15 protein-coding genes are annotated in these 15408 nt (G+C 28.7%); all 15 read right to left on the bottom strand.

All coding sequences use genetic code 11. From position 1 onward, the window contains the following. Positions 1–18: 18 nt before the first annotated feature. The 15 genes from Q0W06_RS08630 to Q0W06_RS08560 all read right to left on the bottom strand — a co-directional run bounded on the left by Q0W06_RS08630 (position 19) and on the right by Q0W06_RS08560 (position 15331). The gene (locus Q0W06_RS08630) at positions 19–2178 is read right to left on the bottom strand and encodes an ornithine decarboxylase (protein WP_297633888.1); all 2160 of its coding nucleotides are present in this window, start codon (positions 2176–2178) and stop codon (positions 19–21) included. Positions 2179–2803: 625 nt separating this feature from the next. Further along, entirely contained in the window at positions 2804–3337 is a 534-nt protein-coding gene (locus Q0W06_RS08625) for a hypothetical protein (RefSeq protein ID WP_297633886.1), read from the bottom strand. Positions 3338–3451: 114 nt separating this feature from the next. Continuing rightward, positions 3452–3925, bottom strand: a complete 474-nt coding sequence (locus Q0W06_RS08620; protein WP_297633991.1) for a MarR family transcriptional regulator — start codon at positions 3923–3925, stop codon at positions 3452–3454. Between the two features lie 208 nt (positions 3926–4133). Further along, complete coding sequence (locus Q0W06_RS08615; protein WP_297633883.1) at positions 4134–5291, bottom strand: pilus assembly PilX N-terminal domain-containing protein; 1158 nt, start codon at positions 5289–5291, stop codon at positions 4134–4136. Positions 5292–5378: 87 nt separating this feature from the next. Then, positions 5379–5888, bottom strand: a complete 510-nt coding sequence (locus Q0W06_RS08610) for a prepilin-type N-terminal cleavage/methylation domain-containing protein (protein ID WP_297633880.1) — start codon at positions 5886–5888, stop codon at positions 5379–5381. 73 nt (positions 5889–5961) lie between these two features. Beyond that, a complete protein-coding gene (locus Q0W06_RS08605) occupies positions 5962–6441 on the bottom strand; it encodes a prepilin-type N-terminal cleavage/methylation domain-containing protein (protein WP_297633877.1) in 480 nt (159 codons plus the stop codon). Between the two features lie 25 nt (positions 6442–6466). Beyond that, positions 6467–7414: a hypothetical protein gene (locus tag Q0W06_RS08600; RefSeq protein WP_297633874.1), complete on the bottom strand. Its 948-nt coding sequence runs from the start codon at positions 7412–7414 to the stop codon at positions 6467–6469. Position 7415: 1 nt separating this feature from the next. Beyond that, positions 7416–8003, bottom strand: coding sequence for a hypothetical protein (locus Q0W06_RS08595; protein ID WP_297633871.1), 588 nt, complete (start codon positions 8001–8003; stop codon positions 7416–7418). 4 nt (positions 8004–8007) lie between these two features. Then, complete coding sequence (pilM, locus tag Q0W06_RS08590) at positions 8008–9018, bottom strand: pilus assembly protein PilM (protein WP_297633868.1); 1011 nt, start codon at positions 9016–9018, stop codon at positions 8008–8010. A 14-nt stretch (positions 9019–9032) separates the two neighbouring features. Further along, positions 9033–9779 carry a hypothetical protein gene (locus tag Q0W06_RS08585; RefSeq protein WP_297633865.1) on the bottom strand — a complete coding sequence of 249 codons (747 nt, stop codon included), beginning with the start codon at positions 9777–9779 and terminating at the stop codon, positions 9033–9035. Positions 9780–9833: 54 nt separating this feature from the next. After that, positions 9834–10280, bottom strand: a complete 447-nt coding sequence (locus Q0W06_RS08580; protein ID WP_297633862.1) for a prepilin-type N-terminal cleavage/methylation domain-containing protein — start codon at positions 10278–10280, stop codon at positions 9834–9836. 50 nt (positions 10281–10330) lie between these two features. Beyond that, positions 10331–11542: a type II secretion system F family protein gene (locus Q0W06_RS08575; RefSeq protein ID WP_297633860.1), complete on the bottom strand. Its 1212-nt coding sequence runs from the start codon at positions 11540–11542 to the stop codon at positions 10331–10333. A 13-nt stretch (positions 11543–11555) separates the two neighbouring features. Further along, on the bottom strand, positions 11556–13217 hold the full coding sequence (locus Q0W06_RS08570; protein WP_297633857.1) for an ATPase, T2SS/T4P/T4SS family: 1662 nt from the start codon (positions 13215–13217) through the stop codon (positions 11556–11558). Between the two features lie 210 nt (positions 13218–13427). Further along, a complete protein-coding gene (gene groL, locus Q0W06_RS08565; protein ID WP_297633854.1) occupies positions 13428–15047 on the bottom strand; it encodes a chaperonin GroEL in 1620 nt (539 codons plus the stop codon). A gap of 14 nt (positions 15048–15061) precedes the next feature. Further along, a complete protein-coding gene (locus Q0W06_RS08560; RefSeq protein WP_297633851.1) occupies positions 15062–15331 on the bottom strand; it encodes a co-chaperone GroES in 270 nt (89 codons plus the stop codon). Positions 15332–15408 lie beyond the last annotated feature (77 nt).

Genomic DNA, 15408 nt, shown 5'->3' with positions numbered 1-15408 from the left:
CTATATCTCCTAAATTTATTATTTATTTAAAACATAACCAAATGCTTTTACATTTCCATCAGCTTGTTCTTCTAAATAAACACCTTGTATTTCTGGTGCAAATCCTGGGAACTTGTTAATTCCTTCTTCAAGAATTAAGAAGTATTTTTGAACTATTTCAGTCCATTTTTCTCCTGGAACAACACAGAATACTCCTGGTGGATATGGAAGAGCTCCTTCTAATGCGATTTCTCCAACGATGTTTTCTAATGCAACTAATTTACAGTTGTTTCTGATATAGTTAACGTTAGCTTCATATGGAGTCATAGCTCTTTCTGGGAATGAATCATGTCTGAATATTTGTTTTTGATAATCTTTTGCTTTTGATTCTTTATAGAAATCATGCATTTCTTGACATAATTGTCTTATTGTATATCCATTGTAACGAGCTTCATTATTATAGTAAAGTGTTGGAATAACATCTTTTAATAATGCATCTTCTTTTATTAATGTTTCAAATCTAACTAAGTGTGAAACTAAGTTTTGCATTTTGTTTATAGTTTCAGCTGGAGTCATTAAGAATAATATTGAGTTAAGATCGTTCTTCTCAGGAATTATTCCATTTTCTCTTAAGTAGTTAGCTAAGATATTAGCTGGTATACCAAATGCTTCGTATTCTCCAGTTTCAGCATCGATTCCTGGAGTAGTTAACATAAATTTGTTTGGATCTACGAAATATTGATCTTCTGCATATCCATCAAATGAATGCCATTTTTGTCCTGGGTGGAATTTGAAGAATTCAATGTTATTTGCGATTTCTTCAGTTGGGTATTCTCCCCATTTCTTTCCATTTACTTCAGTTGGAATAAATGGTTTAAACATTTCACATCTGTCTAGAATCATTTTTCTTGCTTCTATTCCTACAGTTACACAGTCATGCCATAATTTTCTTCCTGCTTCACCTTCTTGCATTTTAGCATTTACATCTAAAGCTGCAAATAATGGGTAGAATGGACTTGTTGAAGCATGAGCCATAAATGAGTTATTGAAATGTTTGTGATCAATATATCTCTTTTGTCCTCTAATATGACTATCTTTTTTGTGTATTTGTGATGTTTGTGAGAATCCTGCTTGTTGTTTGTGTACTGATTGAGTAACAAAGATACCAGGATCATTTTCATTTAAATCTAATAATAATGGAGAACAGTTTCTCATCATTGGTATGAATTGTTCATATCCAACCCAAGCAGAGTCAAATAAAATATAATCACAAAGGTGTCCTATTTTATCAACAACTTGTCTTGCATTGTAGATTGTTCCATCATATGTTCCTAATTGGATTATTGCTAATCTGAAAGGTCTTTCAGCTTTAGCTCTTGAAGGATCTACTTTAGCTATTTCTGCTCTTATATATTCTTCTTCGAAACAATGAGCATCTATTCCACCAATAAATCCAAATGGATTTCTTGCTGTTTCTAAGTATACTGGATTTCCGCCTGCTTGTACTAAAGCTGCGATATAGTTTGATTTATGGTTATTTCTATCGAATAATACTAAATCTCCAGGAGCTACAGCTGCTTTTATAGCAACTTGGTTTGAAGAAGAAGTTCCGTTCATTACGAAGTAAGTTTTATCTGCATTATAAACTTTTGCAGCATGTTCTTCTGCTGAAACTGCTGGTCCTTCATGTATTAATAAATCTCCTAATGCAACGTCAGCGTTACATATATCTGATCTAAATACATTTTCTCCGAAGAATTCATATAGCATTCTTCCTGCTGGATGTTTACGGAAGTATTGTCCACCTTGGTGTCCTGGACAGTCAAATTGAGTATTTCCTTTTTCAACATATTCTTTTAATTTTCCAAAGAATGGAGGTAATACTCTTGCTTCGTAATCAGCTGCTGCTGCTTCGATTTTTCTTTCTTGTAAAGTTCCATTGAATTTGTTATCTTTATCAATGATGCTGTATACCATTGCTGATAATTCAGCATCTAATATTTCACCACTTGATAAAATAACAAATACAGGAATTCCAAGTTTAGTTTCAGAAACCTTCTTTATTATATCTTTTTCTTGAGCTGTAACTACAACTGCTGCAACATCTGTAAAATCAGTGCTGTAACAATCAATTTTTTCTCTGCTTGTTACTACATCATTTTTTACTAATTCAGAACAAGCAATTTTTAAATTTTTCATCCTTATTTCCTCCTTAGAGCATTTATATAATTAATTGTTATGTTATTTTATTTTTACCTTGAGATTATTGTTATATTGTATTGCAATTTTTTCTTTAAGTAAATTAAATAACTACTTACTTAATTAAAATCATACTCCCCGTATTACCATATTGCAATGATTCTATTCTAAGATTTACCATTCTGCTATTTAATATTAATTATTTAACATTTTATTCATTTTTATCGGTGATTTATTAGCCTTTTTTTCACTCTGTTATTTTCTTACTATTTCTTAAATTTACTTGTTATTAATTTTCAATTTTTCTGCTTAATTGCATTTTCCTTATAAAAGTATCAATTTTTTATCACTTATTTTTTTAAAATTATAGTGATATCTTTCTTTCACTCACTTGTAATTTTTTTACTATTAATATTTTATCCATATATTTTTAGTGAACTTTATTAACTTACCGTTTCTCGATGCATAAATATACCTTAATTGTGCATAATTATGCTTTGTGAGGAATTTTATGCATAATCTCTATTAAAATGTCATAAATTAAGTACAATTTATATACAAAAATAAAGGATAAAATCTCTTTAAAATTTCATCCTTTATCCTATACCTGGTATTTATGTAAATTTTATTCTCTTATTACAGTTATTTTATCAAAGAACTCACCAAACTCTTCTTCATTGTTAAATGCTCTTAATGGTATTGTAACTAATGGCTTATCTTTTTCGTCTAATATGAAAACATAATTATTTTTCTCTACAACTTTTTTAATTTGATTAAGTCTAAATTTGAATGTCTTCTTCTTATTCTCTAAGTTTTTTACAATCATTTCTTTTTCAGTTCTGACAACAAGCTTTTGTTGAACATAGTCTGGGTTTTTCTTAGCTAATCTCATCATCGCTCTTCTAAAGTTCTTTCTCTTTGTAAGTAATGTATTTACCCACAGGAAAGCTGAAGTTGCTATAAAAAGAAATATTACTGCTCCAACTTGAGCTGTGAACCCACCTTGCTCAAATGCAAGATATATAACTAAAAGCAATGCTGCTATTGTATATATTACAGGGAATATGTTATTGAAAATCCAACTCTTAATCGACATCTTCCCTAGCCCTATATTTATCTCTACCAGGTCTTCTACCTCATTTTTATATTTTATAGTCATAAAAATCCCTCCGCTTTTTAATATCCTTAAATTATATCACAGCTAAAAGGATATAAAATAAAACTTAATTTTAATAAAGTTTCCAAAATATAAATGAAATCCGCTTAAATACACTTATTTATCTTTAATTTCCCTTTCTCCCTTCTTTATTTCCTTATCTAAATGCTTACCATATCTCTCTATAAAATCAATCATACTGTTAAATTGTTCATCTGATATACTCTCAAAAACTTCCTTATCTCTTTCTCTAAACTCCTTGTGCAAGCTTTCATGTATACCACTAATATTTTTCCCCTCCTCTGTAAGATTAAAGTATATTTCTTTCTTATTTTCTGGCTTCTGATAGCTTTCAATAAACCCTTTTTCTATAAGTTTTTTAGTTAATTTACTTACTGCACTTCTTGTCATATATAAAGATTCTGCAAGCTTTGTTACATTAGAATCTTCACTTCTTTCTATACATTCAATACAATGTACTTCTGAAGGCTTATATTCTTTAAGTTTTTCTTCCATTTTAAATTTATTAAGCCATCCCATTTTGTTTAATAAATCTCTAAGCCCTGCCATAACTATATCTTCTTTATTCATAGCTTGCTCCTTTTTACTCATCATTACTCCTCCTCTTACAATCAACTTCCTATATTAATGCATATTTTATTATAACATTTAAAATGTATTTATTTTATATTACTCTATCTATAAAATAAAAGGGCTACTTTTCAGATGCTCTTCAAATTTTTTAACCAAACTAACTATTTATTCCATCAGCCTAATTTTAAGTCTTTATTATTATCTTTTAATTACTAAATGAACCCTCTATTAATTCTATCCCAGTTTCCTCATTTTCATTATTACTATTATTCCAGTTAGATATAAATACTGATAATAATCTATTTAATTCACTTACTTCATCTTCATCTATTATTCCATGTGAATTATAATCTTTCTTTAATGGTTGATTTGTTACATGCAATGTTCCTTCATTATTAATAGCTATTTCATTTGCAAGAATAGTTGAACTATTTAAAGCAAAATTTCCTTTTCCTCCAACTATTATCTTCCCATTATTTATAATTATTGAATTTGTTAGCTGTCTACTAGTTTCTATTTCTAGATTTTCTGAATTAACCAATATTACATCAACTTTATAACCTACTTTTGTTCCTGCTACTTCTACTTTTATAATACTTTCTTCTTTTCCATCTTTAAAATATTCTTCAAGAGTTTTATTACTTCCTACTATAGTTAAATTAGGCTTTGACCACTCGGGATTAATGAAAGCTCTATTCATGCTTCCCTTCACCTCCATTACAGGAACTTCCTTTTCATCTATATAAAATTTTCCATTATCTTTATAAGTTATTTTCTTTTCTGGTGTTTTCCAATTTTTAAACTCAATTCTCTTTATATCATTTGATTTAATCTCTCCCGTTACCTTTCCATCTGTTGCTGTTACTTTCCCGCTTGGTGTTGAAATACTTGATGTCGAAGTGTCTATTGTTCCTCCATTAGTTATTGTTATACCACCCGATCCTGAAACTAATCCATGTTCGAAAATATTTGTAGTATTTCCACTTATACTTTTTGTATATTTAACTTTTACCGTCTCTTTTCCATTTCCACAATACGCTATACTTTTAACTATACTTTCACCATTTTCCTCTTCTAAAAAAACATCCACCTTTTCTACATTATCTCTTATTAATATTTTAGTTAATTCTTTCTCCTCTATATCCGTTCTTGTATCAATAGTTGTGTTTCCTAGCTTAAAATAACTTCTTGCTATTTCAATTCCACTTTCTGCTGCATACTTTAAATCTTCTCGATTTTTTTGATTCGTATTTGATTTCATTGTTCCCATTATTACAGTTAACATTATTCCACTTAATGTCATAAATATCATTCCTATAGCTAGAACTGTTAACATTGTACTTCCTCTTTTCTTTTTTCTCATAATCCTCCTTCAACAAAAAAACTTTAGAGCAAAATACATTATCTTAATCTTAAAATTTAGTATTCTCTAAAGTTTTATATTTTCTTCTTACCCATTCATTGAATATATACTATTTATATAGTTATAATTACTTTTACCATTTTCAAATTCTAATTCTATTTTATATAATGAATTTTTCTTTGTACCTACCTTTTCCACCTTAAATTTTTTTACATATTTTGATGGTATCGCATTTAATATATAGCTCTCTGAATCTTCTATATCTTCATTAATTACATATTGTCTCAACTCACCTGCTTCAACCTCATATCTATAAACTTTATTTTTTCTTTTTAAGATTAAAACACTTTCAGTTGCTACTACTCCTGATATAAGCTTATTTTCTATTCTTATATCTATTCCAAATCTTATATCTTCTTCTAATACATCTATAATATTTCTGCTTTGATTCTGTAGCTCATTATCATTTTCTGCCATTATAAGCATTGCTGTCGATGATGAAAATAATGAGAACATCAAAGTAGAAAATACTCCTATAATAGCTATAACTGCTATAATCTCTATTAGTGTAAATCCCTTTCTCTTTTTTCTTTTCATCTATTTCTCCTTTATGCAATACTAGATATAGCAAATCTTCTTTCTACAGCACTACTTATCCCACTATTTATTTCTATAGTTTTTGTATCAAAAATATATTTTTTTCTCGACCTTTATTTTGCACTCTAATTTTCATTCCATATTTATGTCCCATATCTTCTGATTCTTTACTTAACTCTTCTATTTTATCTTCTTCAGTAACACCTGTTTTAAAATAATACCCATCTATCATTTCTGTTCTACTATTATCCTTAAGTAACTTTTCTTTTATCGCTTTACTCAATTCATCAATACTATTAAATGAAATATAATAATATTTTAAATCACCATTTTCTTTCCAATCTACTGGATAGGAGCTATTTAAAGGCCTTATACTTTTTATTCCTTCATTAAAAGCTCTAGACATACTACTTGAATCAAACTGATTTTTATTTTCGCCATTATACTTATTAACCATCAGTATCATACTACTTATTACTGTTGTTAATATTGCAAAAGCTACTAATCCTGCCATCACTTCTATAAGTGTAAATCCTTTTTTCTTTCTTTTCATAATTTATCATTAATGCCTTTCTTAACTATTCCAATATATCCTTCTTACCATACTTTCCATTATTAAAATTATGATTTTCTATCTCTTGCTCTCCTTTAGTATAATAATCAAATACTATTTCTCCACTTATAACTGAATACTTTTCTCCTTCAATACTTCTTTCTTTTAATTCTTTAATTCTATCCTTTAAATTCTCCCTTTCAATTTGTTGATTTCTAATTTCATCTTGAATCTCTAACTTTGTAAGTGTATCTATTTCCTCTTCTCTTTTTTCCATAAGACTTTCTATTAATTTATTTTTTGTATCCACTTTTCTTTCTAACTCTTCTATTTCTTTCGTATTATCTATTTTTTTCACTCTCTGTTCTTTCTCTATAGATATGTTAGTAACTTGAAGTATTTGTTCCTGCCTTTCCATAGCCTTTATAAAATTTAAAACATGCATAAATGCTCCCTCAAATTTTACTGTTACAGTATATTTATAAAAGCCATTTTTAGCTTCTCTTAAATCCTTATATGCCTTTTCATCCTCATTTCCTTCTATATTTTCGCTATTTTCTTCACCATAATTAATTGCTACAGGTTGTCCAAAACTAGTCGATTTTATTTCTACATTGCTATTAAAAGCAGCTTTATGAAGCTTTCTCGAAAGTTCTGGATATCTATTTGTTTCTGGTACTTTTATAATTGCCTGAGAATACTCTTTTTCTTTTTTTGCTAATATAGCTCGCCCTTCTATCAACTCTTCATCTATATTTTTTCTACTATCCACACTTGTTTGTAGCATTGAAACTTCTGCCTTTAACAGCTCTATCTTTTCAAGCATACTCTTTAACATAAATGTATATGTTCCAAATCCAACTATTCCTACTATAGCTATTCCTATGAGAATCTTTTCATTTTTACTCATTTCTAATTTTGATATATCTTTAAATCCTCTTTTTTTCTTCTCTTTCCCCTCTTTGCTCCCCATACTATTTCTCCTTAATTTTAAGCACTACTTCAAATATATAACTTTTTACTTTAGTTTCATCATCCTCTTTTTCTTTTATTTCTGATATATGCGCTGTATAGTATCTTTTATCTTCTCTTAAATTTGCCCAAAACTCTTCTATTTCACTTCTTTTTTCAGCTTCTCCGCTCATTGTTATACTTCCTAATAATCCATTTTTCACATCTTCCTCTGTAGTCTTAAATTTAAATAAATTTGCCTTCAACCCTTGTGGAAATTTTTCACTTAAATTTGTTATTATGGCTTTTGTATCTCTATCTTTTATTACCGATAAACCATTTATTTTAAATATCTTACCTTCTAAATTTCTTATATTAGTATTCAATTCTTGATTTTCATCAAATCTTTCCTGTGTTTTTTGTAATTCTCTCGTTAACATAGCTTTTTCATTCTCTAGTTTTGAAATCTTTACATTTAAATAAATTACAAAGCTACCTATAGCACAGCAAAAAATTACTCCACCTAGAATTATTCCTTTTATTTTTTCTTTATTTGCCTTTTTAGCTTTTATATGCTGTGGTACTAAATTCAATTCTCTAATTTTACTCATACTTCTAATCCCTTCTTAACAATAATCCATATGTGTATAAATAATCTTTTAAATGAATATCACTTGATCCTTTAACAACTATTTTTAAATCATTAAAATCTGGAACTTCTTCAACTTTACCTCCAAAGTTCTTTTCTAAATATTCTTTTATTCCTTTAATTTTGACTCCACTTCCCACTAAATAAATATTATCTAAATTTTTCTTTACCTTTCCATTAGAATAAAATTGAACTAATAACTTATACTGATTAACTAAAGATTTAAAAAATCTATGATATTTTCTCTCTTCTTCCCCGATCTCTTTTTTTAAATCTATAGAATCTAAAAACCTCTTATATTCATGATTATTTTTTATTTCTTCCTCACATGCTCCAATAAGTCCATACCCTTGATATTTCTCTATAACTGTTTTCCCAAACTCTGTAATAACTATTGAATTTGAATGAGCTTCTATACTAAGAACTCCTGATAATTTAACTTTCGGATTAAAATTTGACTTAAATGTTTTAAATACTCGTCCTATTATATTTGCAAAAATATCTATAGCTTTAACTTCTAATCCCAATTCATCTGCAAGTTCTAAATATTTATCTATCTTTTCCTTTTTAACTCCAACTACCATTACTGCTACATCACTATCAGTATTTCCATAATTATAATTAATCACTTCAAAATCACTATAATACGCTTCTATTTTTTCTCCAATAAACTGTTTAAGCTCGAAATATACATTTTCTCTCATTAGCTTTTCATCAGTATTTGGAACTACTAAATGTCGTATTATAATATCTTGTCCTCTAATACAAAATGCTATTTCTTTTATTCCTCTCTTCTTCTTTGCAATATATGGTTCAATAACATCTACTATTGCATCTAAATCTATAATATTATCCTCTTTAAACGAATCTTTTGGTGTCTTTAAAATCATTCCATCTCTTATATCGTATTTATGCCCCATTAATATAGTTATGTTTTCCTCATTAATATCAAGTGCAATAACCTCTTTTTTAAACAAACCTATCCCCCCCTTTAAAGTAAATTAATATACCAATTTATTATTTCTTCTCCAAAAAGTACTGTAATCCCCGCCCCAAGTGATAAATATGGAACAAGTGCAATAGCACCCTTTTTTCTTTTGAAAAATATTAAATATATTGCATGTATACCAGCCAAAACTATTCCAATAAAAAGATTCAAAAGAGCTAATCTAAAATTTAAAAATAATCCACATATAAATATCACCTCTACATCTCCCCAACCCATTAATCCCATTAAAGACATAGCTCCTATGGCAAGGCTTGGAATAACACATGCTGAAAAAATATTTATAAAACTCAAATCTCCTTTTACAAAAAAATATAACAAATAAATACATATTAAACTTCCATATATAATACGTTCATCACCACATTTAACATCAAGAATTCCTATAACTACTATTCCTACAACAAAAACTAAAAAAGAAATAATATTTATTATGTTAAATCCACCTTTTAGAAAAATATTTAATCCTATAAAGAAAATTCCTCCTACGGCTCCAATTATAATATCTGAAGTATATACATCTTGAGTCTTGAAATCTATCCAACCTACAATAGTTAAAACTAAAGCTAAAAATGTAAATTTAAAAAACTCTAATCCAATTCCAAATTTAAAAAACAATGTACAAATAACTAAGGATGTAAAAATACTTAACCTTAAATTCTTTTGTTCTAATATATATTTATTTATCATACTCATGACTAGAAAACTTACTATAAAAATTAATCCACTCATTTTTCTTACCTCATTTATATAAAAGCCCCTATTGGGGCTTTTAATTTTTTTATTTTACTTTTCGGGTCTATCTGATGGTGATTTTTCTAAATCTATTGATTCATATTCTAAAATACCTTTTTTATCAATTGTAAAGTCACTTCCTGCTACTATTGCTAAACAATGCTGAATTTTCACCTCAGTAAGTTTTCCTAATTTATCTAATTCACTGTTTTCTATCAAACTTTGTATTGTTGTATTTTTTATTGCTGTATCTACAGATGTTTGATCATAGAATAATTCTCCACTTTCTAACTTATTAGTTCCTTTCATTTTTGCAGTTTCATAAGCCTGTCCCACTCTTCTTGCTTGATCAATTACTCCAATCTTTTTAGCCTCTTTCATATAACCTGATATTTTTGGTACTAAAATTGCTGCAAGTATTCCTATAATAGCAATTACTGCTACCATTTCTATAAGAGTAAATCCTTTCTTTTTTTTGATTTGTATCATTTTTCTCATAATTTATACCCCCTAAAATTTTATTTATATAAATTTATATTTATATTTTTTTATAAAGCCATTACTGTATCAATCATATTCATAAGTGGCATCATTATAGCCAAAACTATAAAAAGCACTACAAATGCTAATATAATTATAAGTATTGGTTCCACCATAGCTATTAGCTTTTCTATCGCAGCTTCAACTTCATTGTCATAAAACTCTGCTGTCTTTACCATTATTTCATCTAATACCCCTGTTTCCTCTCCTATAGATATCATTTGAGTTAACATTAATGGAAATACATTTGTTTCTTGAAGTGTTTCCCCTATAGAATTTCCCTTTTGAATTTCCTCTTTTACTTCCTGTAATTTCTTTGCTACATAATCATTTTCTAAAACTTGTCCTAAAATTTCTAAAGTTTCTATAACACTTACTCCTGAAGACATGAGTATTGAAAATGTACTTGCAAATCTCCCTGCAATTATTTGCTTATTTAAGACTCCAAAGCCACTTATATTTATTTTCAATTTGCCTATCTGCATTCTATAATTTTCATTTTTGTCTAATATAATTTTTTTACAAAGTATAATTATAGCTATTAAAACTCCAATTATTATCATATTTTTTTTAATAAAATCTCCTATAGCTACAAGAGCTATTGTTACTAAAGGTAGCTCACCACCTCCACTTACTAAGTTTTCTACAAAACTTGGTACGACAAATGTTAAAAGAAATGTCACTACCGCAATTGAAAATATAACTAATATTCTAGGATATATAGTTGCTTGTGCAATTTTTTGTTTTTGCTTATATAACTTTTTATAGTATTCAGATAACTCTAGCATTACTATATCTAGTCTTCCTGATATTTCTCCTGCTTTTATAAGATTTAGCATAAGCTTCGGAAAATCTTTTTCATCACTTAAACTCTCTGAAAGTCCTCTCCCCTTCTTAACTTCCTCAGAGCATTTCTCTAGAATCTCTTTCATTCTTTTATTTCCACTCTGCTCTTTAATTATTTCTAAAGATCTTGTTATAGATACTCCTGATTGCATTAAAAACCCTAGTTGTCTTGAAAGTATTGATAGTTCTTTTAATTTTATTTTTTGTTTAAATAAATTTATCTCTATATCTTTATTTTTTTCCATTTCTATTTTTATTGGAAAATATCCCTTATTTCTTATATTTTCCATTAGCAATTCTTTATTATCTACTTCAAGATACCCTTCTATAACTTCACCTTGCATGTTCTTCGCTTTATATTTATAAACTCCCATATAAAACACCTCTCTATTCTCTTACATAGGCTACTCTAATTAATTCATCTATAGTAGTTACTCCATCTAAAACTTTATCTATACAAGCTTTATTAAGAGTTTTCATTCCATTTTTAATAGCTATCTCTTTTAAGCTATCAGAATTTTCATTTCTATTTATTCCTTCTCTAAGTTCTCTATTAACACTTAATATTTCATATATCCCTGTCCTACCTTTATATCCTGTATTATTACAATAGGTACAACCTTCTCCTTTTTTTAAAACAACCTCTTTTCTCTCATCTATATCTAAAAGTCTTTTTTCATATTCTGTTGCTAAATACTCTTTTGAACATCTTTTACATATTTTTCTTACTAGCCTTTGTGCTATGATTCCTACTAATGCTGTAGATATCAGATATGGCTCTATTCCCATATCCATAAGTCTAACTATAGTTGACGTTGCATCATTTGTATGAAGTGTGCTTAATACAACATGTCCCGTCATAGCAGCTCTTGCAGATATTTCTGCTGTTTCCTTATCTCTAATTTCTCCAATCATTATTATGTCAGGATCTTGCCTTAGTATTGATTTGAGCCCAGATGCAAATGTCATTCCTGCCTTTAAATTCACATTAACTTGATTTACACCCTCTACTGTAAACTCTACAGGGTCTTCAACTGTTATTATATTTTTATCTACTTTATTCAATTCTCCTAATATTGAATAAAGAGTAGTTGATTTACCGCTTCCTGTTGGTCCTGTCACTAAGATTATTCCATAAGTATTTGAAAGAATTTTGATAAGTTCTTTTATATCCTTCTCATCCATTCCTAATGAACTTTTATCTTTTAATTCAGTTGATGCTTTAAGAATTCGTATTACGACTTTTTCTCCATACACTGTAGGAAGAGTGGATACTCTTAGATCTACTCTTATCCCATCAAATTCTTGAAGTATTCTTCCATCTTGTGGAACTCTCTTTTCTGTTATATTTAAATTTGCTAATATCTTTATTCTTGTTGCAATCATTGATTTTGATTGAATTGGAACTGTTAACATAATAGATAATTCACCATCTATTCTAACTCTTACCCTTACCTCTTTCTCTGTTGGCTCTATATGAATATCACTTGCTCCTACTCTTATTGCATTTTGAATAATTGTATTTACAAAAGTTATAATCGGTGCATTATCTTCTAAATTTTCAAAACGTTCCTCTTCTCTAGTATTTATATTTTCAAACTCTAAATTTTTTGCTACCTCTTTTGCATATTGAGTTCTATAATATTTTGCTATTGCATTATCTATAGATGTTTTTGTATCTAGAACTTTTAAAACTGTAAGTCCTGTAACTATATTTATATCTTCATCTGCAAAAAAATCTAGTGGATCTGAAGTTACTATGCAAATATCATATTCATCTGCCCGAAAAGGAATTATATGATGTTTTTTACAAAGAGTTTCTGGCACTTTATTTATTATTTCCATATCTATATCTACAAACTCTAAATTTACTCTTTGTATTCCCAATTGAATTTCTAAAGTAGTTACTATATCTTCTTCTGTAACATACTCATTTTCAATAAGTATTTCTCCAAGTCTTTCTCCAGTTAACTTTTGTTTTACAAGTGCGTTTCTTAACTGCTCAATAGTAAGCTTTCCATTATTCACTAGCAATTCTCCTAATCTCATCGCTCTCCATACCCTTCTGTATTCTATATACATATTATACATTATTTTACTTTATTTTAAAATATTGTTTTATTTTTGCTGATAAATTTTTATTGATAATTTTTTATATACTAACTTGTCTAATCTTCTTTTATTTAATAAAACAAAAAAAGTCTTCTATGTATTCACATACATAGAAGACTTTCATCTATTAACTATTAATTTTAACTATTAATACATTCCATCCATCCCAGGTGCTCCTGGCATTACTGGCTCTTGCTCTTTAATATCAACAACAGCTGCTTCTGTAGTTAAGAATGTTGATGCTACTGATGCCGCATTTTGAAGTGCTGATCTCGTAACCTTAGTTGGATCAACAATCCCTGCTTTAATCATATTTTTATATTCACCTTTTAGAGCATCATACCCAATAAGTTCTTCTGAGTTTTTAACTTTTTCAACTATTACTGAAGCTTCAACTCCTGCATTAGTTGCAATTTGTCTCATTGGCTCCTCTAAAGCTCTAACAATTATATCTATACCAACTTTTATGTCATATACATCTGAAGTTAATTCTGCAACTTTATTTAAGATATTTACATAAGCAGTTCCACCACCTGGAACTATGCCTTCTTCTACAGCTGCTTTTGTAGCTGCTAATGCATCTTCAATTCTAAGCTTTCTTTCCTTAAGTTCTGTTTCTGTAGCTGCTCCTACTTTAACAACTGCAACTCCACCTGCAAGCTTAGCTAATCTTTCTTGAAGTTTTTCTGCATCAAATTCTGATGTAGTTTCTTCAAGTTGTGATTTAATTTGAGATACTCTATCTTTAATATCTTCTGAATTTCCTTTTCCATTAACAATTGTAGTATTATCTTTAGTTATTTTAATGCTTTCAGCTTCTCCAAGTTCGAATAATTGAATATCCTTCAAGTCTTTTCCAAGTTCATCAGAAACAACTTCTCCACCTGTAAGAACTGCAATATCTTTTAGCATTTCTTTTCTTCTATCTCCAAAACCTGGCGCTTTAATTGCAACACAAGTAAATGTTCCTCTTAGCTTATTAACTACAAGTGTAGTCATAGCTTCACCTTCAATATCATCTGCTATAATAACAAGCTTTCTACCAGCTTGAACAATTTGCTCTAATATTGGTAATATGTCTTGAATATTAGATATTTTTTTATCCGTAATTAAAACATATGGATTATCTAAAATTGCTTCCATTTTCTCTGTATCTGTTACCATATATGCTGATACATATCCTCTATCAAACTGCATTCCTTCAACTACATCAAGTTCAGTTCCCATAGATTTTGATTCTTCTACAGTTATAACGCCCTCATTACCTACCTTTTCCATGGCATCAGCAATAAGTTGACCTATATTCTCATCAGCTGCACTTATAGCTGCAACTCTTGCTATATCTTCTTTTCCTGCAACTGGTTTTGAAATATTTTTAATTTCTTCCACAGCTTTTTCTACTGCCCTATTAATTCCTTGTCTTATAAGCATTGGATTTGTTCCTGCAGTAACATTTTTAAGACCTTCTCTTATAATAGCTTGTGCTAAAAGCGTAGCTGTAGTTGTACCATCTCCTGCTACATCATTTGTTTTAGTTGCAACCTCTTTTACAAGTTGAGCACCCATATTTTCATATTGATCTTCTAACTCAATTTCTCTTGCTATAGAAACACCGTCATTTGTTATTAATGGTGATCCAAATTTTTTATCTAAAATAACATTTCTTCCTTTTGGTCCTAAAGTAACTTTTACTGTATCTGCTAATTTATCAACACCTATTTGCATTGATCTTCTAGCTTCTTCTCCAAATTTAATAATCTTAGCCATTCCTTATTTTCCTCCTATTCCACAATAGCAAGAACATCTTCTTGCTTAAGTATTATAAATTCTTCTCCATCAACTTTAACTTCTGTTCCTGTATACTTTGCGTAAAGAACCTTGTCCCCTACTTTAACTTCCATATCTATATCTTTAGTTCCTGGCCCTACAGCTACAACCTCAGCCTCTTGAGGTCTTTCTTTTGCAGTTCCCGTTAAAACTATTCCACTCTTTGTTTTTTCTTCTGCTTCTAATCTTTTTATTACCACTCTATCTCCTAATGGTCTAATCATAAATAAAAACCTCCCTTTAAACTTTACTTATTAGCACTCTCTATTACAGAGTGCTAATCCTATATTAATATAATATC

This window comes from uncultured Clostridium sp. (assembly GCF_947072515.1).
Lineage (GTDB): Bacteria > Bacillota > Clostridia > Clostridiales > Clostridiaceae > Clostridium.
The sequence above is the reverse complement of the archived record's forward strand: the minus strand, read 5'-3'. Positions and strand labels throughout refer to the sequence as shown.